The following is a 21,127-nucleotide window of genomic DNA, read 5'->3' as shown; positions in this document are numbered from 1 at the left end:
CCAATCCACATGAGCATCATTGTCGAAGCCGGCCTGAGAGCCCTGGGCTTGTTCTATGTGCTGAGCGGCGTGGTGGTGGTGCGATCGCTCGCCATTTCGGCGATGGCGGATGCGGCGCATGCCGCGATCATGGGCGCACCCCCTCATCCGGCGGAGCGCGCGCGGGAAATCTGGCTCGCCGCCGGTTCCGTGGTGATCGGGGCGGGCGGGCTGGCGCTGGCCCTGCTCGTCGACGTGGCAGCCATGCTGTTCGTGCTCGGGGCGCTGCAGCAGCTCATCTACCTCGTCATTGTCGCTCCACGCTTCCTCGATCCGCATGACGAGCCGGATGCGGGAGGGCGGGCAAAGACCTGGCAGGCCGCTGTAGCCTATCTGGTCGTGACTGTCCTGGTGGTGGCGGCGGCGAAGACTGGTGTGCTGCGGCCCTGGCAAGACATGCCGGCCTGGCTCCTCGCCGCAGCGGGTGGGGCAGTCATCCTCGGCGCGGCCTGGACGGTCCGGGCACTTGCCGTGCGGGGCTCGACCAACATGGCGGAATAGGCCCCGGTGCGAGCGGACTGATCCATCGGTCCCGTCAGCGCGGCTCGATCTTGCGGGCGTCGGCGTCGGCGAGACCGACCAGCAGGTGGCGTCCGCCCGCATCGACGCGGAAGATGCCGTACCTCGCCTTCGCATAAAGGTCAGCCTGCCCCTCCTGAAACAGAAAGGAGTGGGGCTCCACGGTCACCCCGTCGCCGGACGCGGTGCGGCGCACCCGGAAGGCCGTCTCGCCGGGGCCGTGAGCCACCGTGCTGCCGAGGCGGCGGAAACGCCCGATCCGCCGCTCGTCGAGCCCCAGGATGATGGTTCCGGCCGGTGCGTCGAGGTGGATCTCCTGCCGCTCCACCGCATAGGCAAGCCGCATGTAGTCGCCCTGGATCAGCGAGCGCGGATCGGCCGGAGCGAGTTCCAGCAGGACCATGTCTCCTGAGGCCGTCAGCGCCTCGAAATCCCGAACGCTCCAGCCGAGTGTGACAAGCACCACGAGGCCGGCGGCAAGGAACAGCGCGCGCCGCATCAGCGGTTTCATGGCGCGTCCTCCCGATCCCAGCCAGCGCCGGTGATGACCGCCTGCCCGATGAGCAGCAGCACGCCGCTTCCCACCAGGGCGGCCGACTTTTCCAGGAAGGTCATGTCGCGTCCATAATACCAGAGCACCAGAAAGACCGGCAGCGCCAGCACGCCGACGACCCGCAGCGGCACGTCGTGAAGGGCATGGCCCACTATAAGCACGAGCAATGCGAAGCTGATGCCCGGAGCGCCAGCCAAGCCCAGGAGCACAACGCCGGCCGTCGCCGCGGCTAGCGGCGGCCGGACGAGCTTGCCGATCCCACCTGCGGCCCAGGCGATGGTGCCGACCAGCGACACGGTCAGCACCACCTCGATGAACCGCGGATCCAGCGGTCTCTGGTTCGCCCAAAGGCCGGCGTCGTGCCCCGCGGCGAGGATGCAGACGATGGTGCCCATGGTGGCAAGGGCGGCGATGCCGATCGGCCGCAGCGCCAATGGTACCCGGTGCACGAGCAGGATAAGGCCGGCGCAGGCCGTCGCGATGGTGAACATGGCGGTGAGGGCAAGGGTCGGATCACCGCCGGGGGTCCTGCGCCCCAGAATCTCCAGCAGCACCGAGGCCGCGACCGCATAGGGCGACAGGACCCGGTCCAGGGAGGAGGCGGAGACCGGGTAGGTGGCGATGGTCACGGCCAGGATGGCGGCGGTCGGCACCCAGGGCGTGCTCGCGCCCGCGAGCGAGACGATGCCGAAGACGCTCATCACCTTGCCCAACGCCGTGGCGGTGAAGGCAGTCTGGGCGAGGATGTCCCGGCCGATGCCCTGTGGAGTGCGGGGGAGGGCGAAGGACAGCCCGACGCCCGCCGCGAGGAAGGCGAGGCCCCAGCCGAGAAGGTTGCTGCCGCTGTTCAGCGAGATGATGTCGGCGACGATGAGAAAGGCAAGAAAGAACAGGGTCGCCAGCAGGGTCCCGACGGCGGAGAGGATCTTCAGGTGAAGCGGCGGGTGCTCCTCGGCGGCAGCGGCACGCACCGCCTCCACCACCGCCGCATGCGCGTCCGGCGGCAGAGCGCCCGAGGCTCGCCAGGCAGCCATGAGCGTTTCGGCATCGATGGACGGACGGGTCATGGCCGGGCCTCCATCCGCCGCGAAACCGCGCGGAGCCACCCGACCGCCGCTGCAAACAAGGCGAGGGTCGCCAGCCCCATCAGGAAGTAGGTGCCGACGTCAGCACGCCTGCTCCCGTTGGCGAGCAGGCGAAACAACGCGAAATCAATGATGGCGCAGCCGGCGAGGGTCACGGCCGCCAGCATGACCACATCGGGGATCGCGTATCTGAAAACTGCGCCCATGGTGGCGAGGGTAAGCGCGATCAGCACCATGGCCGTCCATTCCGCGGGGCCGAAGCCGCGCAGTTCCTCGAGCAGGAAGAACGCCAGCTGGGTCCCCGCCGCGAGGAGAGGCAGGGCGAGATAGAACCGCGTCCAGCGCGCCGCCGGCCACACGACCCCCCGTGCCGCCAGCGCCTCCCGCGTGCCCAGCGCGATGCCGAAGAGCGCCATCAGGCTGAGGTTGCGGCCGGTGTGGAATGCGGCATCGGCGGGCTGCGTCTGGTCCCACCAGGTGACGATGGTCACTGCGGCGACGGCGATCCACACGGCCCAGGTGGCCGCGGAGCAGGCGAGCAGCGCCCATGCCAGGGTCAGGCCGGCCCAGGCGGCAAACAGGGTCCAGGCGTCGGCGCCGGTCTGGTAGATCTGGCCCTCCACGGCGAGAAACACGCCCACCAGCGTCACCGCCGCGGCCGCGGCCGGCTCAACGGCTTGCCGCCCGAAACCGGGGAAGACGGCAAGGCAGGAGGCCGCGATGAGCGCGGCGATGGCCCCGAGCTTTGCCAGGGGCGGGATCGCATTCCAGTTGAAGGCGAAGAAATAGACGATGCCGGACAGCACCAGCGCCGCGCCCACGGTGCCGATGAGCCGCCCGGCCCACAGGCCCCAGCGGCGCGGCGGCTCGATCAAGGCGAGGGCCTCGTCCCGGGCTGCATCGGAGATGAGCCCCCGGGCGGCCAGCCGGTCCACGCCATGGCGATCCACCCGGATCCCTGCGAGCGCCATCGGCCCGGCGCCCCTGTCCTCGTTCATCCGCATGTCCCGTCTTGCCGCCCCCATCATCTCGGTTAACCTCGCGCCAAAATCCAGCGAGGTCGACCATGATCCGAGCCGCCTGCGCCGCCTTCCTGCTTGTCGGTGCTGCGGTGCCGGCAGCAGCATTGGACTGCCCGCTGGACCAGGCCGTCTATACGCCTCTCGACGCGGATGACGACTGGAGCGCGCCAGACGGCGTCGCCAACAGCTGGGAGATCACGCACCCGCGCAAGGACGGCGCGTCCTCCGATCGGCCCTGGGTGATTCGCCTCACCGAGAACCGGCAGAAGCTGACCGCGGTGTTCGGCATCGCCGATCCGCCCGGCTTCAGCGCCACGCATGTCTTCATGCTGGTACCGCCGGGCAGTCCGGAGAGCGGCAAGGATGGCAACAAGGATGGCAAGAAGCGCAAGGGTTTCGACGCGACGACGGCGCCGTCCGCGCTCCTCTATTATTTCGGCGACGACCTGAAGCGGGTCGATCCGCCGGGCGAGGGCATGCCGAAGGCCCCGCCGCTGCTCCAGCTTCCCGGCCTGTCGAAGGCGTTCTGGAACTGGAAGCGCGACGGGCGGCGCTTCGTGCCGCCGGACGGTCTCTGGAAGCTCACCGGCTGCCGGGACTGACCCGTTCGCGCGACCTGAAATCACGGGCTTTTCCAGCCTCTTCCGGACCGTAAGGCCGCAGCCTATAGTTGGGCAAAAGAGGGGGGACGGACTGGCCATGTGCGGTTCGCTGACAAGTCGAGGCGCCGTTTGATCGTGCGCGTGCTGGCGAAGGGGGCGCCCAACCGGCGCGGGAGGGGCGCGTTCGCCTGTCTCCTGGTCCTTGCCGCCGGGCTTGTGCTGCCGAACCTTGCCTTTGCGCGCAACCTCGCCCTGCTGGTGGGCGTCGCCGATTACGACGAGCCGAAGATCCGCGCCCTCGCCGGGCCGCGCAACGACGTGATCCTGCTGTGGCGGTATCTCACCCGCCATGCATTCGATGCCGCCGACATCGAGGTTCTGGCCGAAGGGCTGCCCGAGGCGGCCGACACACCGCGCCCCCGTGCCGCGCCGGTGCGGGCCGCCATACTGGAAGGGCTCGCCCGCCTCGCCGACCGGGCCGGACCCGGCGACTTCGTGCTTTTCCACTTCTCCGGTCACGGCACCACCCAGCCGGAAGTCGCCACCGACGGTGCCCAGCCCGAGGCAGGAGGCCTTGACCAGGTTCTGTTGCCCAAGGATTCCGGCCTCTACGATCCGGTGGCGAAGACCATCCGAAACGCCATCATCGACAACGAGCTTGGCGCCGCGCTCGACCGCATCCGCGCCAAGGGCGCCACGGTATGGGTCGTGGTCGATGCCTGCCATGCCGGAACGGTCACGCGCTCGGCCGAAGCCACGCGAGGCGTCGATTCCACGATGCTCGGGGTGCCGCCCGCAGGGCCGGAGAAGTCATCGGAAGCCATCCGGGGGCTTGCGCCCCTGCTACCGCCGGCCCAAGCGCCCGAGCGTAACGGTACGCTGCGCGTACTCGACGGCTCGTCCCCCGGCGGCACGGGTTCCCTGATCGCCTTCTTCGCGGTCGATTCCTGGACCCCGGCCATCGAGCGGGCCTATCCGGCACCGGCGGAAGGACTCGCCGGCAAAGCGCTCGCCGGCGACGGCCCGCAGGCCACATTCGGCGTGTTCACCTGGCATTTGCTGCGCGCCCTCGAAACCGGACGGGCGCGCAGCTTCCGCGACCTCGCCCGCATGGTCTCCCTCGACATCGCAGCCGCGGCGCGCGTTGCCCACGCCCCCCTGCCTGTCTTCGAGGGCGACCTCGGCCGCGGCTTGCTCGGCGCCCAGCCGGGAGAGGTTCCACGCTTCGCCGCGCGACGCGACGGAACCGATCTGGTGATCGAGGCCGGTGCCCTGCAGGGTTTCGACGAAGGCTCGGAAATCGCCCTCTTCGACGGCCCACTGCCGGACGCGCGCCGGCTCGGCATGGTTCGGCTCGCGACCACCACAGCCAGTGAGAGCCGGGCGGCGGTGGCCGACCTTCCGGAGCCAGCAGGCCGGACTGGGTCCGGCGCCGACATCTGGGCACAGATGGAGCGCCCCGGCGTCGCCTTCCGCTTCCGTGTGGCGGGCATCGACCATCCTGACGTTGCAGGCGTGATCGACCTCGCCTTCCGGCCCCGCGAGGGCGTACCGGCAATCGGCGTCGAGCTGGTCGCGCCGGGCCAGCCCGCAGACCTGCGCCTGCACCTTGCCGATGGGCGGATCTGGCTGGTCCCGGAAGGCAGCCTGCTGGTGCGCGATCCGCAGGCCTACGGCCGCAGCGTCTCGATCCCGGTCGCGACCCCGGCCGAGCTGCTGGCTCCGCAGCTCCGTAACGCCGTGTGGGCCTATGCACGCACCGCCAATCTCGTGCGCATCGCCAGCGTCGCCGAAATGGGAGCGGCCGGCGGAGCGGGGGACATCGACATCAGTCTCGACCGGATCCGGGAGACCGATCCCGAGCGTCTCGCCGATCCGCGACGCGGTTGCGGTCAGGTCTCGCGGGCCTCTCCCCCGCTGCCGGTGGACAGTGGCACAGCGGCGGCCGTCGCCCATTGCGATACGGTGCGCCTGACCATCGCCAACCGCTCCGAACACGATGTGGATCTCGGCATCTTCTTCCTCGATCCGCTGGCGGGCATCGACGTACCCGTGCGTGACTGGCGTCAGAACGGCTGCATCGCAACGCTGCCGGCAAAGGCCTCGGGCCCGATGGTACTGCGCACGACCTTGCGCACCTGGGGCAAGAACGGGCCGTCGCAGATCGGCCTGCACCGCATCCTCGTCTTTGTCCTGCCCCGTACCGGCGGCATCCCGCCTTCGCTTTGCCATCTGCTGCAGCGCGATGTCGAAGCAGCGGCGGCCGGCGCCGCAGCGATGCGCGGCGGCACCAGCCACCGCCGCTTCGTCGATCTGCTGGGACGGGCGGCCCTGGTCGATGCCAGCCTGCGTGCCGCCAACCCGTTCGAGGAGGAGGCGGGAGAAGCAGGCTCCGTGGTCGTGCGGCAGTTCACGCTCGACCTGCTCCCGCCGGAGGCGAGCCGCTGATGCGCCGGGCCGGCCGCCTCGCCCTGCTTGCGTTGGGCGTACTCTGCATTCTCCTGTCGCGCGCGGCGCCCGGAACGGCACAGGAGCCCTTACCGCCCCCGGCGCAATTGCGCGACGAAGCCTTCCGGTCGGCGCAGAGCGCCATGCTGACCTCGGCCAGCATGGCGCTGGCGCAGCTCGGGGTGCGCTTCGCCGCCGGTTCGGACGACCTGGCTCGTCTCGTGCGCCAGCGCCAGGATCTCGTCGCCGCCTGGAAGAGTGCCGACCGGGCGCTCGTGCAGGCCCTCGGAGCCGTGGGCACGGGCAACGAACCGGTGGTGGAGGCGCGCCGCGCGGAGGTCGATGTCCTCCAGGCACGCATCGGCGAAAGTAACCGCGACATGGTCGCGCGCTTCCCAGCCTATGCCGAACTCTCGCAGCCCCAGCCCGTGCCGATCGCGGCGGTGCAGGCCCTGCTGCGGGATGACGAGGCGCTGGTGCTGGTCTTTGTCGCCACCCGCGAAACCTTCGTCTGGGCGGTGACGCGCGATGCCGCGGACTGGCATCGCGTGCCTGTCGAGCGCGAAGCGCTGATCACGCAGGTGAAATCCCTGCGCGCCGGGCTCGATCCGGGCGCGGTCGCGGTGATGCGCTCGGCGCTGCGCGACTTCGGCGACACCGATGTCGAGGGCGCCGATACCGGCTTGCGCGTGAGCTTCAGCCGCGCCACCGCCCATGACCTCTTCCGGCGGATGCTGGCGCCGCTCGACGGATTGCTGGCGGATCGCGCGCGCATATTCGTCGTCGCCGAGCGACCGTTCGATTCGCTGCCCTTCGCCCTTCTGGTGACCGAGCAGCCCACGGGGGACGATATCGACCCCTCCGCGCTGCGCGACACATCCTGGTTGATCAAGCGGCAGGGCATCGTGACGCTACCCTCGGTGTCGAGCCTCAAGTCGCTGCGGGCGGCCGCCGCTGCCGCGCCCGCCCCGTTGCCGTTCCGCGGGTATGGCGCCCCGCAGCTCGGCGGCCGCCGCTCTCCGGCCCAGGTGGCAAGCAATGCCGCGGACACCGCAGGCACGCTGCTGCGCGGCGGCAAGGTCAATCTGGAGACCGTGCGCAGCCTCGCGCCGCTGCCGCAGACCGAGGGGGAATTGCGCCGGCTGGCCGACACGCTGGGCGCCGGGCCGGACTCGGTGCGGACCGGCGCCGCCGCCACCAAGAGCGCGGTCCAGGCGACCGACCTCTCGCTTTATCGCGTGCTCGCCTTCGCCACCCACGGCCTGCTGGCGGGCGATATCCCCGGCCTGTCGGAACCCGCCCTGGTCTTCACCCCGCCGGATGCCGACGGCCCGGACGACGGCCTGCTCACCGCCTCCGAAGCGGCACGGCTGAACCTGGCGGCCGACTGGGTGATCCTGTCCGCCTGCAACACCGCCGGCGGCGACGGCACGCCGGGCGCGGACGGCCTGTCGGGCCTTGCCCGTGCATTCTTCTATGCCGGAGCACGCACCTTGCTGGTCTCGCACTGGCCGGTGCGGGACGATGCGGCCGCGCGGCTGACCACCGGAACCCTGGCGGCACTGCGCTCCGAACCCGCCCTGTCCAAGGCGGAAGCCTTTCGCCGCGCGACACTCGCGCTGATCGCCGATCCCTCGGACCCGACACTGGCGCATCCGGCGATCTGGGCGCCCTTCGTCATGGTGGGGGAGGGACGGTGAAGCAGCTGATCGCGATCGGCCTGGCCATCCTTATAGGCATGCTGGCATGCGTCGCTCCGGGACAGGCGCAGACCAGCGGCGCGCCGACCCCATCGGCCGCCATCGAGGCCGCCGACACGGCCCGGCGCAAGTCGGATTTCCTCGACCGGCTGAACACCGTCTACCGGCTGCTGGAGAACGACAAGGCCCGGGAGGCCATGGCCATGCTCCTCCCGGTGCGCGATGCCCTGGAGGACGAGGGCGATCCGGAACTGCTGCTGACGGCTTACGATCTGTTGGGATATGCCGGCCAAGGGCTGAAGGATCGCGCTGCGGAGATCCGGGGAAATGCCCAGTCAGTCATCTTGAACTACCTCATCGCGCCTTTGAATAATCCCGATACCGTCGTCGCCGAACTTGCGCTCGCGGAAACTTATCGCCGCCACGAGGTTCGGGAGGGGCAGTATTACACGCTGATGAATGCCCTGGCGGCGGTGGAAGCCGCACGCCGATCCGGCCCGCTTCCCGATGACATGGAGAAGTTGGAGGCCATGGCTACCGCCCTGATGGGCCAGCGATTGTGGACCGACGACCGCCCCGAGCTCGCGCTTCTCTTTTTCCGTCGCGCCCAGGTGCTGGCGCGCCAGGGGCGCATCGACCCCGAGAACACCGGAAAGCTCGATGCGGTCATCCACGAGGCCGAGCAGCGGGTGGCATCACTGGCGGACACGCAGCTCCCGGGGCCGGAAAACTGCGTGGGAAGCGCCGGGCTGGACAAGGCTGGCATGGCGGCATGCCGGCATGCCGCGGACCGCGCCGCCGCGTTCGGTGATGCCGTCGGGGCCGACAAGATTCTCTCGAATCTCCTGAGCGACGTGCCCATGGGTTCGCTGCGCGCGGAGCGCTACGAGGCTGCGCGGGATCTCCTGGTGCTGCGGCAGCTGAACCGCGGCGCCCAAGATCCCGACCTGCTGCCGAGTGCCGATCTTGTTGCCAACTATCTCGCCAGCAAGGGGGAAGTGACGTTCGCCGCGCTGATTGGAGCGCGCGTCGCACGGACTGCGGTCGACCACGGCAGCTATGACCTGCGCATCGCGCAGATGTGCGGCCACATCGCCCGGCGGGCCTCCCGAAATGGCTCGGAGGAGCTGGCGCGCCGCATGCTGGCCCTGCAGCGCGAGGTCACGCTGATTGGCATTTCCGAAGCGGACGAGCCCCTCGCTGCCGCCTCACCCGAACAGCTGGAGCGGCGGCTGGCCGCCGCGCTCATTCGGCTGGAAAGCGCGCAGATCGCCTCGGCGGCCAACCATCCGCGCCTCGCCTTGGCCGAATGGGGCGAGGTCGACCGCCAGGTCGCGGCGATCGACCTCGCTGATTTCGAACGGATCGAGCGCCTCACCGTATTCAGCTACGCGGGCGGGACGGAATATGTGTTCCCGTCCTATGCCGCGGCCGTGGAGTTCATGGGACGATTGGCGCGCCGGCTGCCCGTCGAGGATCCCCGCCACGATGAGGCGCGCGTCGCCTGGATCGGCGCTGTGGATGCATGGTGGGGCGACAGCGCACGCGCCGGCGCGATGACGGATGAAGCGATCCGCGATATCCGCGCCGCGCCGGAGGGACGATCGGCGGCGCTGGTCTCCTTGTTGAAGATACGCGCCTCGCTGGTCGAGGTATCGAACCCGGCGCTGAGCGCGCGTTACACAAGGGAAGCCTACGAAATCGTCGCAGGCCAACCCGGCCACGAAACGGAGCGCATCGAACTGCTGCTCGACATGGCCAGCGACCAGACCGACAAGGGGCTGGCGCTGGCGCTCATAGGCGAAGCGCAGAAGCTGCGCGAGGGAACCAAAGACGTCAGCCTGCCGACGCAGGTACGGCTCGACCTGAAACGCTCGTTCCAGGCGTTCGACGACGGCGACAGGGCGTTGGCCCTTCGATTGGGCGAGGGTGCCGTCGCCAGCCTCGTCGCGGCCGGCAAGAAGGACAATTGGGCCATCGTCGAGCCGGCCAGGAACCTGGCGGGGCTCTATGCCGCCCTCGGACGCATGGACGATGCCCGCAAGACTTATGAAACCTATGTTTTTCCGCTCAGCGATGCGGTCCTGGTCGGCGAGGAGAGCGCCATTTCCGATCAGCTCGGGCTGGCCAATCTCGAATCCTATTACGCGCCTGACGACAGGACCATCCGGACCCTGTCGACGCTGCTCGATCGCGCACAACGCCGGGTGAAGGCCGATCGCGAGCTGGGCCAGCGTATCCTGCGCGCGCAAGCGTTCGCCTATCACGGTCTGGGCGACGGAGCGAAGGCCCGCGAGGCCGCCCTTGAGGCGCTGCGAACCGCTCGCCCGCCGGCGACCGACACGACAAGTGCACGCGAGGATCGCAAGCTGCTCGAGACCCTCGTGGGGGCCGACTGGTTGGGCAGCCGGACGGCGGAAATGCCGTAATGGTGCCGTTTGACCTTCCGTAAATATCTGACATTCTCGCGACAACGCGAGTTGGGGGAAAAAGAATGAGACCTGCCTTCATCATCGTGGCTAGCGCAGGCTGAAAAGCCCTTGGCGACGCCGCCGCAAACGGCCGCACCATCCTCATTTCACAAGGTGACACTGCAAAGCCGCGCGGGCGCGCGCCCCGGCGCATTGTCCCGGAAAGTCCCTCCGTCGTCACAGAGTGCCACCCATGATGCTCACGTTGCTTCGACCGCTCGTCCGCACGCCGACACTCCCGTTCTTTGCGCTCGCAGCTTGCCTCTCCGGCGGCTCGCTCGCCGCTCAGGCCCAGGCTCCAGCCCCGGCTTCAAGTCAAGCAGGCAGCGCTCCGGGTGACGAGCTGCACCTTCAGCAAGCTCCGGCCACGGCGGGTGCACGCCCCGCCACGCTGCCGGCTGCGGACGAGGCCGGCGCCGCCGACCTGCCTGCGGGACACCCGGCACGAACGCCCCAGAATGGGCGTGCGCTGCCCTATACCGCCGCCGGCATCGCGCTCAAGAAGGGCGGGATCCTCAAGACAGGCGCCAACGAAAAGATCGTCGGCGGACAGCAGGCTGCGCCGGGCAGCTATCCGTTCCAGGCCGGGATCGTCCGCGTTATCAACACCAACGGGAAGGTCACGAGTTTCGCGCCCATGTGCGGGGGAACCGTTCTGACCTCGCGCTGGATCCTGTCGGCGGCGCATTGTTTCGTCGAGGGTGAGGGCGGCAAGGTCGACGGACTGCGCAGCACCAAGAACCTGTTCGTCCACGTGGGCAACACCAGCCTCCTCGCCGAGGACGACGAGCGTGACTGGATTCCGATCAAGCGCATCATTCCGCATCCGAAATATGTGACCGGCACCAACGTCAACGACATCGCCCTGGTCGAGCTCGAGCGCGCCCCCCGGCGCAATGTCAAAGTGGAGCAGGTCACGGTGGTCACGCAGGACACCGAACCCACAGAGCTTCCGAGCGAGGCCAAGCTGCACATCATCGGCTGGGGCACGACCTCCGAGGGCGGCAGCCCGTCGCCCAACTTGATGGAATCCACGCTCAATGCCGTGGATCGCAACAAGTGCAACCGCGTGCTCACCTCGGCGCTGGTGAACTCGCCGGACGCGCGCAGGGCCATCGAAGATCTCAGCTACGTGTTCAACCTGTCGCCTGCGGGGCGCAAGGCGCTCGAGCAGCAGCTCCCTCAGATCGGCGGCGTGGTGACGCCGCAGATGTTCTGCGCGGGCGCGGCCGTGGACGGGGTGGATACGTGCCAGGGCGATTCAGGTGGCCCGATCCTCAGCCGGAAGGCTGACGGCTCCTATGTCCAGGTTGGCATCGTCAGCTTCGGCATCGGCTGCGGCCATGCCGAACTGCCCGGCGTCTATACCCGGCTTGCCCTCTATACGGACTGGATGAAGAAGACCATCGCCACGCCTCCGGCCCCGCCGACACCGGCACCTGCAACGCCGGCCAAGCCGCAGAAGCGCCCCTGAGCGGGTTCGCCCTGAGCTTCAGGGCTTCACGGGCTGGCTGATGGGCCAGAAGACGAGTGACAGGCTGGCGCTTTCGAGTGGCAGCCTGCCGCCCCGCGTCGAACCTTCGATCAGGTCATCCAGGCCGCCCGTCTCGTCGCCGCGGCTGGCCTGACCACTCGCATCGTTGAACCCCGTCAGGGCACACAGCGCGGGCAGGTCCGTTTCGCCTTCGACGAAGGGAACGCCCATGACGAAGACCCCGTTGGTGGTGGTCGGCGCACGCCCGGCGATGATGGCCCGGGGGTGATAGGGCACCTCGAACACCAGCCGCCTGCCGGGCTCCATCCGGTCCGAGACGGTGAGCCCGATGGGGCAGGTGGGACGACGCGCGATCATGTTCCACCCGTCGTCGAGGAAGAAGATCGCCGCCAGGAACGGGCGCGTGCTCCTGTTTTCGACCGATATCTGCACCTTGTCGCAGAGCTTGACGAGGGCGTCCTCGCCGACCGCCGTCGCGGTCCCCTTGAACGCGCATTGCCGCGTCGCCGGATCCAACCCGAAGCGTTGGACATCGACTGATACGTCGAGGCCACCATTGGTGCTGGTGGCCGAGGCCAGGGCCTGGAGCCGCGAGAGCTGGCGAGCGCGCAGCACGGCGCGGGCAATGGCGGCGGCGGCCGTGTCCGGGTTCGCATCGGGCGGGATAACCGCCGGCGGCCCGGCCTCCACCGCAAGAGGGTCGAGGCCGTCCGGCATGAAGCGGAACCCGTCCGCTGTCATCCAGGCCACCAGGGTGGGGGCAGCGTCGTCGAACCGCGCGCGGTCCTTCAATGGACCTGCTAGCGCGGCTTCGAGCCCCTTGCCCAGGCGCGCCTCAGCTGCCGCGTCGGGCGCGCCGGCACCGGGCCACGGGCGAGGGTGAGAGATGCTGAACGCCGCCGGCGGCGCTGGTCGCGCCAGGCGTGCGTAAGCGGCCTGCTTGAGGATAGGGGAGGTTGCCACCGTCGGACAGCGCGTGGTCGTGGGCAAGCAACCCGGCTTGACCGCCGCGAGCCTCGCGCGGGTCGCCTCCACGTCCTCCACCATCGCGTAGCCGGTGGGCTTTTCGGCGGCAGGCGCCGCGCTGTCGTAGAGCGCCACAACGGCACCGGCCTCCACCCCCTCGATCTGCCCGGCGTGGAGCACGCCCGCGCTCACGCGCCAGGTCGTGCCGGCGGCGGCAACGGCCGTGCCCGGCACCGCCCCATCCATGCCGTCCCCCTCGAAGCTCGGTGTCTGCCTGGCCTGGAAGGCGGCATCGGCGCGCAAGACACGGCCGGTTTCGACGATCAGCTGGCGATAGGTGAGTGACGGAGCACGCTTGAGCACGTCGGTCAGGGCCGTGGTGAAAATCGAGCCCCAGACGCGCTTGTCCATCGGCGCCCCTGGCGGAAGCGCCACCTCCCGTGCCGTCTCGTTCGGCTGAGAGGCATAGAACGCCGTCAACCTGCCGGAGCCGGGCGGCAGGGCCGGCGCCATGTCGGTGAGCACGCTTGCCTTCTCGGGCGCCATGGCCGTGGAGGCCGCAAGGCCGATGTCCTCCAGCTCGATCTTCTTGTCGTGGACGCCTTCGCCGATCGCCCGGGAGGCCGACCCGGAGAAACAGCTGTCGAGAATGAACCAGACATCGGCTCCTCGGGTGCGGATGGCATCGAGGCGTTCTCCGAAATCCGGCCCGGCAATGACGTTGCCGAACCGGTTGCGCGGTCCCTCCTCCCCGGGGGGCGATGCATCCCGGGGGAGGAACACCTGGTCGAGGCCGTCCACCTTGAGGCTGGTGCGCGAAGGCTGGCGGGTGCCATGGCCGGAGGCATAGAAGATGACGAGGTCGCCCTTCTCCGCCTCCCGCGCGAGGCGTTCCATGCCATCGAGGATGGCCGCGCGCGTCGGGGAGCCGGCCGTGCCCTCAACGCCATCGGCCAGCACGACGAGGTCCGCTTCCGCGATGCCACGGGATTTCAGCGCGCCTTGCATGCGGCGCACATCATTGGCCGGCGCCTTCAGCTGCTTCTCTGCGGCAAAGCCCGGATACTCGGAAACGCCGACCAGCAGGGCGCGCGTTTTGGCGGTCGCCGCGGGGGACGCGACGGCACAGCCGAGGGCAGCGAGCGTGACCAGCAGGACGTGGCGCACGCTCATCGGGAAGGCCTCTTGCCTTCGGCGAGACGGAGCAGCAACTCCTCGGCGGCTCCATAGTTTCCGGCTTCGGCGGCTATGGCGGCGGCGTGCAGATCCCATTCCGCGGGCTTGCGGTCGAGCAGCCAGAGCGCAGTCGCCACCTGGCCGAAGGCCGGCGTCGGCGCGCCTTCGCTGATCCATGCCGGGACGGCGGGCGGCGTCGGGTCTGCGAGGAGGTCGACTTGGACCTGCGCGCCCGCTGCATCGCTGACCGCCAGCACCAGGGGACCGGATGCCTCTCGTGGGAGCCCCACGAACACCGAGCGCCCGGTTGCGCTCGTGGCAGCCAGCACCCCGCCGCCGGCACGGTCGCGGATCTCGACGGTGTAGGGTTTAACGCCGCCCTGCCAGCCGATCCACAGTCGTGTCCCGGGCACCACGCGCTGGGGAACAGTGCGACCGATCTGCAACCGCAGGGCGTCGTCGTTGCGCCCGATGAGATTGACGGTACGCGCCTCCGGACGCCCCCGGAACAGCTCTCCGATCATGGCCGCGAATGCGCTGAAGCGCCCACCGGCCGGAAGCTCGCCCTTGATGGGGTGCGGCGAGTGGACTGCGTCCACGCGCATATGGTGATCATTCACCGTCTCGATGGTCACCGCCGCGTTTGCTTCGCGCACCACCAGCTGGTCGCCGTCGAACAGGGCGCCACCGATCTGGACGGAGACTTCCTGCCCCTCGCGCAGGACATAGGCCGCCGTATCGGGATCGGCGTCCGGGATTTCCATCCCGACGACGTAACCGGCCGGCATGCGCGTGGCGGCGTCCCCGGCGTGCGCCATGAGGTTCGCAGCGCATGCCGTTACCAAGGTCATGATCAGCACGCCATGGCGCCATCCGGCAAGCAGCATCGGAACCCTCCTCACGCGACATCCCCCGTGCCTTGCGCCGGCCGCGGCTTTTCCGGCTTCAGCAGCGCCCGCCATCCGCGCACACGCCAATCCTTGCCAGTCGTGTAAAGGCCTTCAAGGGTCGACAAGAAGGCAACCATGCCGAGGGCGGCCAGCACGATGTCGCCGGCAGTGGAGGGGGCGAAGATGCGGCCGAGCGCCATCAGCGAGCCCAGCACCGCGACAGCGACGACCACGCTGGCTGCGAGCGCCCGCAGCCGCGACGTGATCGCCATGAGGGCGCCGAACAGCGCCAGAGCGATCAGCGTCGCGCCGGCCGCGCCGAGAGGCTGCCCCGAAAGCACGGCTGGAGCCGTGGCGACGGCATTGGCGACGATCAGCGCCCCGGGAAGGAAGCCGATCGGCGTGAGATGCCCGTCCATGCTTTCGGCATGGCTGGCGCCGATGATGACGAAGCGGTCGCGCAAGAGATCATCCGCCACCGCGCGCGCCGCGACCACCGTCCCGGTCGAGGTCATCAGCGCGCGCGCTGAAACGCGGCGGAACAGAAGCACGTTCCTGCCGTCGCGCCTGATGAATTGCGGGGCGGCCAGATCGGGGCCGTCGGCGATCAGGAACGGAATGGCCGCCCGTTGGTCGGGATTGCGCGGCCAGGGCGGGGCCGCCGGGGCAGTGGCCGCGCCCGGACCACAGATCGCCTGGGTGCGGGCTGCCAGAAAGGCCTGGATATCAGACAGGGGTCGCGGATGTGCGCTTGCCACCGCGGCAGCGAAGAGCTGCGGCGACGGAAGGGTCCGCCCGCCATCCGGCTTGCAGAACGTCTGGCTCAACTCCCATCGCCGGACAACGCGATCCTCGTCGATGCGGCTGATGCTCGTCGCCCAGAGGATGTTGGCATGCGCGCGCACCGCGGCATCGAGGATGGAGGGCTGTTCCGCGAGGGCTTCCTCGCCGCTGCCGGCCTGATCCACCGGCCCCAGCCGGCGTGCGAGCGCGAGCGGCGGCGCATTCCCCGGATAGGCCGAGACGAAGGCGAGCAGGGCCTGATCGCCCGCCGGCGATCCCTGCTGCGACGTGTCCATGTCGAGGAAGATGCCGCTCGCCCGTTTGGCCGCGGCCAGCGACAGCAGGCCTGCGACCAGATCGCGGGGCGCGCGCTGGGGATGTCCGAGCAACGCCATCGTCGCGGCATCGATGTCGATCAGCGTCACCGGAATGGCATCGCGGGTGGTGCCGGACAAAACGGCCGACCAGCGCACAATTCTGTCCTTCTCGCCGAGATTCGCGCTGAACCCGGCAATCTGGTCAGCCACGCCGAAAAACGAAAGGAAGCCGATGACACTGGAAATAATCGCCGGCTTGGCGAGCAAGCCGATCCACCGGGACGGACTTTTCACGAAAGGATCGACCTCGGCATGGACGCCACCACAGGGCCCGGCCATCAGGCAGTTAGTGGACGGCAATCTTTGGAAAATACAGCTGCAGCGGCGCCTTGAAAAGAGGCTGTCGGGCCGGGGTATTACCTCTCGGTCGACAGGTCCGAAGGCCGTAGGCCGACGGCCATTCAAGACCATATGAATATGTCCGGAACACCGTTCGGGACTTTTTCGGGACTTTATGTCCCGAACAGCGCATTTGGGCTCCGAATAGTGCCGGTTTGTTCGCTGAGACGGCTTGGCATACATGCCACTCCGACTCCCATAACATATTGATAATACATAGTTTTTGGCGGAAGGGGTGGGATTCGAACCCACGGTGGGCTTCCACCCACGGCGGTTTTCAAGACCGCTGCCTTAAACCACTCGGCCACCCTTCCGAAGATGCATCCGGGGCATCCATGCCCGGTCCCGAGTCCGGCTGAAGCCTTCATCTAGCCCAGCCGCCGGCACCCGTCGAGGCCTCCCCGAAAGATGCATTCGATTAACCATGGCCGCGGCTTCGCCCCATTTTCGCCGTCATTAGCCATGCTTTTGGCGGAGAATGCGGTTGTCCGGCTCAAGGATGGCGCGCGCCTTGAAGACATCCCGGCCGGGTTTCGGCGCAAGCAGGAGACCCAGGCATCGATGAAGAGGGGACCGTCGTTGCACTTCCTTCCGCGAATTCCGGCTGCGTTGCATCCGTCCTGTCCGCCACCGGCGGGCACGGCAACAGCGGCAAGGGCCGGGAGCGGTGCGGGGGCGAAGCTGGCGGCGGCGCTGGTTGGGTGCCTTGCCATCGCGGGCTGCGGCTCGGTTGAAACCCTCGGCAGCAAGATCGACCCGCTCTACGGCGTCTCGGCCAGCCCCCGCGTGGTGGCTGAGGGCGATCCGGTGCCGCGGGGCGGCGGCGGCTACAAGGTGGGCAAGCCCTATACGGTGGCCGGGCGCACCTATGTGCCGGCGGAAAACCCCAATTACACCGCCGAGGGCCTCGCCTCCTGGTACGGCAAGGATTTCCATGGGCGAAAGACCGCCAATGGCGAGATCTTCGACATGGGCTCCATCTCGGCGGCCCACAAGACGCTGCCCATGCCGTCCTACGTGCGCGTCACCAATCTCGCCAACAAGCGCTCCATCATCGTGCGGGTGAACAATCGCGGGCCCTATGTGGGCGACCGGCTGATCGACGTGTCCTATCGCGCCGCCGACATGCTCGGCTTCGCCAAGTTCGGCGTGGCCCGGGTGCGGGTGGACTACATGGGCCGCGCGCCCATCGACGAGGACGACGACGTCAAGCTGGCCTCCACCCTGCGCACGGACGGCACCTTCGCCGACCTGAAGGGCACCTCGCCGGTCATGGTGGCGTCCGCCCGGCCCTTCGTGCCGGAAGTGCCGTCGGTTCGCGCAGTTCCAGCCTCCACCCCGCCCAGCGCCGAGGCGCCGGTGCCGCCGTCGCGGCCCTATGACCTCGGCACGTCCGGAAGCCCGGCTTCCAACGCGGGCTCGGTGGCTGTGGCCAGCGCCTCGGGCTGGTCCTCCGGCCCGGCCCCGGTCAGCGGCCTGGGCTTTGCCGGCGTGCCCGCCGAAAGCGCGCGCTGAGCCGCATTTTCCTGCCCCAGTGCGCGGCGGGGCTTTACCCGTCTCCCGACCTTGGATGATGATCGCGGCGCACCGCCGGCGGCGCGGGCGAGTCTCGTCCGACGAGTCTTGTTTGCGGCGGCCTTGGCCGGTCCGGGATAGCCAGGTGGATCAACATGCTACCGAAGCTGCGCTTCGCCGTTCTTTTCGCGGCCCTCGCCTCGCTTGCGGGCGCTGCGAGCGCGCGGGCGGCTGACGGCTTTCAGACCCAGGCTCCCTCTGCCATCCTGGTGGACTACGAGACCGGAACCATCCTGTTCGAGAAGGATGCCGACCGCCGCATCGCTCCCGGCACCCTCGCCAAGGTGATGACCGCGGACGTGGTGTTCTCCCAGCTCAAGGCCGGCAAGATCGCCCTCGACACGCCGTTCACCGTGAGCGTCAACGCCTGGCGCCGCGGCGGCGGCCCCTCGGGCGGGGCGGCCATGTTCGCCGAGGTGAACAAGCCGGCCCCCGTGGGCGAGCTTCTCGCCGGCATGTTGGTGGTCTCGGGAAATGACGCGGCCATCGCTCTGGCCGAGGGTGTCGGTGGCACCGAGACCGAGTTTTCCCAGCAGATGACCGAACGGGCCAAGGCCATCGGCATGGCCAATTCCGACTTCCGCAATGCCACGGGCTTCGCCGATCCGGGCCAGTTCTCCACCGCCCGCGACCTGTCCGTGCTGGCCCAGCACATCACCCGCACCTATCCCGACTATTATCCGGTGTTCGCGCGGCCCAACATCGAGTGGAGCCGCATCAAGCAGCGCAACCGCAACGTGCTGCTGGATGCGGGCATCGGCGCCGACGGGCTCCAGATCGGCTGGGTGAAGGATGTGGGCTACCATGCCCTCGGCTCGGCGGTGCAGAACGGCCAGCGGCTCATCGTGGTGGTGCTGGCGGCCAAGACCGAGAAGGAGCGGCTCGAGGAGACCAAGAAGCTGGTGGAATGGGGCTTCCAGTCGTTCCGCCAGCGGGTGATCTTCGCCGCCGACCAGGAGGTGGCTCGCGCCCAGGTGTTCGGCGGAGCCGCCGGCAGCGTCGGCCTGGTGGGAGGACGGCCGGTGACCGTGCTGACCCCGCGCGCCGGCAATGAGCGCATCACCGCCCGCGTGGTCTATAACGGGCCGTTGCTGGCGCCGGTGACCAAGGGCACGCAGGTGGGCCGGCTGGAAGTCACCCGCGGCCAGACCAAGGTGCTGGAAATGCCGCTTTATACGCAGGAGGACGTGCCGGTGGGTTCGCTGACGGATCGCGCCCTCGACGGCGGGCTGACGCTGATGGGCGACAGCGTGCGCGACCTCGCCAAGCGCGCGCTGGCGAAGATTCACAAATGAGCAACGGACACTTCATCACGCTGGAAGGCGGGGAGGGGACCGGCAAGTCCACCCAGGCCCGCCGCCTCGCGGCGCATCTGCGCGCCCTCGGCCACCACGTGGTGGAGACCCGCGAGCCCGGCGGCTCGCCGGGGGCGGAGGCGGTGCGCCATGTGCTGCTCTCGGGGGCGGCCGAGCCGCTGGGGCCGGTGGCCGAGGCGCTGCTCTTCGCCGCCGCCCGGACAGACCATGTGCAAACGCTGATCCGCCCGGCCTTGGCGGCGGGCACCATCGTGATCTGCGACCGCTTCATCGATTCCACCCGGATCTACCAGGGCGCCGTGGGCCAGGTGGCGGCGCCTCTCCTCGACGCGTTGGAGGAGATGGCGACGGGCGGCACCCGGCCGGACCTCACCCTCATCCTGGACGTGCCGCCCGAAACCGGCCTTGCCCGCGCCGCCGCAAGGGGCAATGGCAGCCCGGACCGGTTCGAGAAGGAAGGCACGGCCTATCATGCGGCCGTGCGCGAAGCTTTCGTGGCCCGCGCGGCGGCGGCGCCGGGACGCTGCGTGCTGGTGGATGCCACGCCGGATCCGGACGCGGTGGCGGCGCAGATCGCCGGCATCGTCGCCGCCCGCCTTGGCCTTCACGCCGTGGCCGAGGCATCGTGATGGCGCCGGCCCTGAGCCCGATGAAACGCGTCCCAAAGAAACGCGCCCCATGAGCGATATCGTATCGGGCGACGTCCTGCCCGGCGCGCCACACCCGCGCGACCAGGCGCGGCTGTTCGGCCATGGCGTGGTGGAAGCCGACCTGATCGGCGATTTCCGTGCCGGCCGGCTGCCCCATGCCCTGCTCATCGGCGGGCCGGAGGGGATCGGTAAGGCGACGCTGGCCTATCGCCTCGCCCGCATGGTGCTGTCCGGCGGCCCGCAGGCCGGCAGCCACTCGCTGGATCTGCCGCCGGGCCATCCCGTGTTCCGGCAGGTGGCCTCGCAGAGCCATCCGGACCTTTTGGTGCTGCACCGTGTGCCCGAGGCGGGGGAGGAGAAGATCCCCACCGTCATTCCGGCCGAGATGGTGCGGCGGGTGCGCAGCTTCTTCAGCGCCACGGCGGCGGCGGGTGGCTGGCGCGTCTGCATCGTGGACGCGGTGGACGAACTCAACCCGTTCGGCGCCAACGCGCTGCTGAAGACCCTGGAGGAGCCGCCGCCCAAGGCGCTGTTCCTGCTCATCTCCCATGCGCCGGGCCGGGTGCTACCCACCATCCGCTCGCGCACCCGCCTGCTGCGGATGCGCCCGCTGGGCAATGCGGACGTGCTCGCCGCCCTCGATCATATCAAGGAGGAGATGGCGGACCTCGACGCCGCAACCTTGCCATCCGCCGCCGAGGCCAGCGGCGGCAGCGTGCGCCGGGCCATCGTGCTGGCGCGGGGGGAGGGGATGGAGGTGCGCTCCGCCACCCTGAAGGCGCTGGAGCAGCTGCCCCGGCCCCGCCCGGAAGACCTCCACGCGCTGGGCGCCCGCCTGCAAGGCGACCGCTCCGACGGGCTCGACCTCTTCATCGAGGCGGTGAGCGACTATGTGGCGGCCCGTGCGACGCAGGGTGAAGAGCCGCGCCATCGCCTTGTCCGCCTCGGCGAGGTATGGGAGAAGGTGCGGCGCAGCGCGCGCGAGGCGGATGTGTTCAATCTCGATCGCAAGGCGCTGGTGTTCCGTGTCTTTGCCGATCTCGCCGAAGCCGTGCGCTGAGAAGCCGCCGCGACGCGCGGGGCCGGAGCCCTTTTCCGAGCCAGCCTGTTCCGAGCGCCCG

16 protein-coding genes and 1 tRNA gene are annotated in these 21,127 nt (G+C 69.3%); 10 read left to right on the top strand and 7 right to left on the bottom strand.

Annotated elements, in window-relative coordinates:
* The first annotated feature begins 9 nt into the window (after positions 1 to 9).
* Positions 10 to 540 (top strand): hypothetical protein, encoded by a 531-nt coding sequence (locus FZ033_RS17900; protein WP_149577433.1) that lies wholly within the window; start codon positions 10 to 12, stop codon positions 538 to 540.
* 34 nt (positions 541 to 574) lie between these two features.
* Here the strand turns inward: FZ033_RS17900 and FZ033_RS17895 are convergent, their stop codons facing one another.
* The 3 genes from FZ033_RS17895 to FZ033_RS24560 are packed head-to-tail and all read right to left on the bottom strand — an operon-like array spanning position 575 to position 3,194.
* Positions 575 to 1,069: a GDYXXLXY domain-containing protein gene (locus FZ033_RS17895; protein ID WP_149577432.1), complete on the bottom strand. Its 495-nt coding sequence runs from the start codon at positions 1,067 to 1,069 to the stop codon at positions 575 to 577.
* Positions 1,066 to 2,178 carry a DUF4401 domain-containing protein gene (locus FZ033_RS17890; protein ID WP_149577431.1) on the bottom strand — a complete coding sequence of 371 codons (1,113 nt, stop codon included), beginning with the start codon at positions 2,176 to 2,178 and terminating at the stop codon, positions 1,066 to 1,068. The genes FZ033_RS17895 and FZ033_RS17890 overlap by 4 nt, the downstream gene beginning before the upstream one ends.
* Positions 2,175 to 3,194 (bottom strand): DUF2157 domain-containing protein, encoded by a 1,020-nt coding sequence (locus tag FZ033_RS24560; protein WP_188079564.1) that lies wholly within the window; start codon positions 3,192 to 3,194, stop codon positions 2,175 to 2,177. Before FZ033_RS24560 ends, FZ033_RS17890 begins: the two co-directional genes overlap by 4 nt.
* Before the next feature lie 68 nt (positions 3,195 to 3,262).
* On the opposite strand from FZ033_RS24560, the gene FZ033_RS17880 reads away from it, so the two are divergent.
* The 5 genes from FZ033_RS17880 to FZ033_RS17860 all read left to right on the top strand — a co-directional run bounded on the left by FZ033_RS17880 (position 3,263) and on the right by FZ033_RS17860 (position 11,913).
* On the top strand, positions 3,263 to 3,820 hold the full coding sequence (locus FZ033_RS17880; protein WP_149577429.1) for a hypothetical protein: 558 nt from the start codon (positions 3,263 to 3,265) through the stop codon (positions 3,818 to 3,820).
* Between the two features lie 135 nt (positions 3,821 to 3,955).
* Positions 3,956 to 6,268: a caspase family protein gene (locus FZ033_RS17875; protein ID WP_232847554.1), complete on the top strand. Its 2,313-nt coding sequence runs from the start codon at positions 3,956 to 3,958 to the stop codon at positions 6,266 to 6,268.
* Positions 6,268 to 7,968: a CHAT domain-containing protein gene (locus FZ033_RS17870; RefSeq protein ID WP_149577427.1), complete on the top strand. Its 1,701-nt coding sequence runs from the start codon at positions 6,268 to 6,270 to the stop codon at positions 7,966 to 7,968. The genes FZ033_RS17875 and FZ033_RS17870 overlap by 1 nt, the downstream gene beginning before the upstream one ends.
* Positions 7,965 to 10,397, top strand: a complete 2,433-nt coding sequence (locus FZ033_RS17865; protein ID WP_149577426.1) for a hypothetical protein — start codon at positions 7,965 to 7,967, stop codon at positions 10,395 to 10,397. Before FZ033_RS17870 ends, FZ033_RS17865 begins: the two co-directional genes overlap by 4 nt.
* A gap of 235 nt (positions 10,398 to 10,632) precedes the next feature.
* Positions 10,633 to 11,913, top strand: a complete 1,281-nt coding sequence (locus tag FZ033_RS17860; protein ID WP_149577425.1) for a serine protease — start codon at positions 10,633 to 10,635, stop codon at positions 11,911 to 11,913.
* Positions 11,914 to 11,931: 18 nt separating this feature from the next.
* Here the strand turns inward: FZ033_RS17860 and FZ033_RS17855 are convergent, their stop codons facing one another.
* The 4 genes from FZ033_RS17855 to FZ033_RS17845 form a co-directional block, all read right to left on the bottom strand.
* A complete protein-coding gene (locus tag FZ033_RS17855) occupies positions 11,932 to 14,073 on the bottom strand; it encodes a caspase family protein (protein ID WP_188079562.1) in 2,142 nt (713 codons plus the stop codon).
* Positions 14,070 to 14,963, bottom strand: a complete 894-nt coding sequence (locus FZ033_RS24100) for a hypothetical protein (protein WP_188079561.1) — start codon at positions 14,961 to 14,963, stop codon at positions 14,070 to 14,072. The genes FZ033_RS17855 and FZ033_RS24100 overlap by 4 nt, the downstream gene beginning before the upstream one ends.
* 11 nt (positions 14,964 to 14,974) lie before the next feature.
* Positions 14,975 to 16,333, bottom strand: a complete 1,359-nt coding sequence (locus tag FZ033_RS17850) for a CHASE2 domain-containing protein (RefSeq protein WP_188079560.1) — start codon at positions 16,331 to 16,333, stop codon at positions 14,975 to 14,977.
* Between the two features lie 356 nt (positions 16,334 to 16,689).
* Positions 16,690 to 16,779, bottom strand: a tRNA-Ser gene (locus FZ033_RS17845).
* Between the two features lie 295 nt (positions 16,780 to 17,074).
* On the opposite strand from FZ033_RS17845, the gene FZ033_RS17840 reads away from it, so the two are divergent.
* The 4 genes from FZ033_RS17840 (at position 17,075) to FZ033_RS17825 (ending at position 21,066) form a co-directional block, all read left to right on the top strand.
* Positions 17,075 to 17,980: a septal ring lytic transglycosylase RlpA family protein gene (locus tag FZ033_RS17840; protein ID WP_408068494.1), complete on the top strand. Its 906-nt coding sequence runs from the start codon at positions 17,075 to 17,077 to the stop codon at positions 17,978 to 17,980.
* A gap of 155 nt (positions 17,981 to 18,135) precedes the next feature.
* Positions 18,136 to 19,335, top strand: coding sequence for a D-alanyl-D-alanine carboxypeptidase family protein (locus tag FZ033_RS17835; protein WP_149577421.1), 1,200 nt, complete (start codon positions 18,136 to 18,138; stop codon positions 19,333 to 19,335).
* Positions 19,332 to 19,985 (top strand): dTMP kinase, encoded by a 654-nt coding sequence (tmk, locus tag FZ033_RS17830; RefSeq protein WP_149577420.1) that lies wholly within the window; start codon positions 19,332 to 19,334, stop codon positions 19,983 to 19,985. The genes FZ033_RS17835 and tmk overlap by 4 nt, the downstream gene beginning before the upstream one ends.
* 49 nt (positions 19,986 to 20,034) lie before the next feature.
* On the top strand, positions 20,035 to 21,066 hold the full coding sequence (locus FZ033_RS17825; RefSeq protein WP_149577419.1) for a DNA polymerase III subunit delta': 1,032 nt from the start codon (positions 20,035 to 20,037) through the stop codon (positions 21,064 to 21,066).
* Positions 21,067 to 21,127 lie beyond the last annotated feature (61 nt).

The sequence above is a fragment of the Xanthobacter oligotrophicus genome, from assembly GCF_008364685.1.
Classification (GTDB): Bacteria; Pseudomonadota; Alphaproteobacteria; order Rhizobiales; family Xanthobacteraceae; genus Xanthobacter; species Xanthobacter oligotrophicus.
Note: the sequence above shows the minus strand (reverse complement) of the source record. Positions and strands in the feature narration are given on the sequence as shown.

Excerpts from the sequence above, each read along its gene's own strand:
- FZ033_RS17880 (WP_149577429.1), top strand. The coding sequence starts at position 3,263 with ATGATCCGAGCCGCCTGCGCCGCCTTCCTGCTTGTCGGTGCTGCGGTG.
- FZ033_RS17855 (WP_188079562.1), bottom strand. The coding sequence starts at position 14,073 with ATGAGCGTGCGCCACGTCCTGCTGGTCACGCTCGCTGCCCTCGGCTGT.
- FZ033_RS17890 (WP_149577431.1), bottom strand. The coding sequence starts at position 2,178 with ATGACCCGTCCGTCCATCGATGCCGAAACGCTCATGGCTGCCTGGCGA.
- tmk (WP_149577420.1), top strand. The coding sequence starts at position 19,332 with ATGAGCAACGGACACTTCATCACGCTGGAAGGCGGGGAGGGGACCGGC.
- FZ033_RS17900 (WP_149577433.1), top strand. The coding sequence starts at position 10 with ATGAGCATCATTGTCGAAGCCGGCCTGAGAGCCCTGGGCTTGTTCTAT.
- FZ033_RS17860 (WP_149577425.1), top strand. The coding sequence starts at position 10,633 with ATGATGCTCACGTTGCTTCGACCGCTCGTCCGCACGCCGACACTCCCG.
- FZ033_RS17825 (WP_149577419.1), top strand. The coding sequence starts at position 20,035 with ATGAGCGATATCGTATCGGGCGACGTCCTGCCCGGCGCGCCACACCCG.
- FZ033_RS17870 (WP_149577427.1), top strand. The coding sequence starts at position 6,268 with ATGCGCCGGGCCGGCCGCCTCGCCCTGCTTGCGTTGGGCGTACTCTGC.
- FZ033_RS17895 (WP_149577432.1), bottom strand. The coding sequence starts at position 1,069 with ATGAAACCGCTGATGCGGCGCGCGCTGTTCCTTGCCGCCGGCCTCGTG.
- FZ033_RS24560 (WP_188079564.1), bottom strand. The coding sequence starts at position 3,194 with ATGAACGAGGACAGGGGCGCCGGGCCGATGGCGCTCGCAGGGATCCGG.
- FZ033_RS24100 (WP_188079561.1), bottom strand. The coding sequence starts at position 14,963 with ATGCTGCTTGCCGGATGGCGCCATGGCGTGCTGATCATGACCTTGGTA.
- FZ033_RS17835 (WP_149577421.1), top strand. The coding sequence starts at position 18,136 with ATGCTACCGAAGCTGCGCTTCGCCGTTCTTTTCGCGGCCCTCGCCTCG.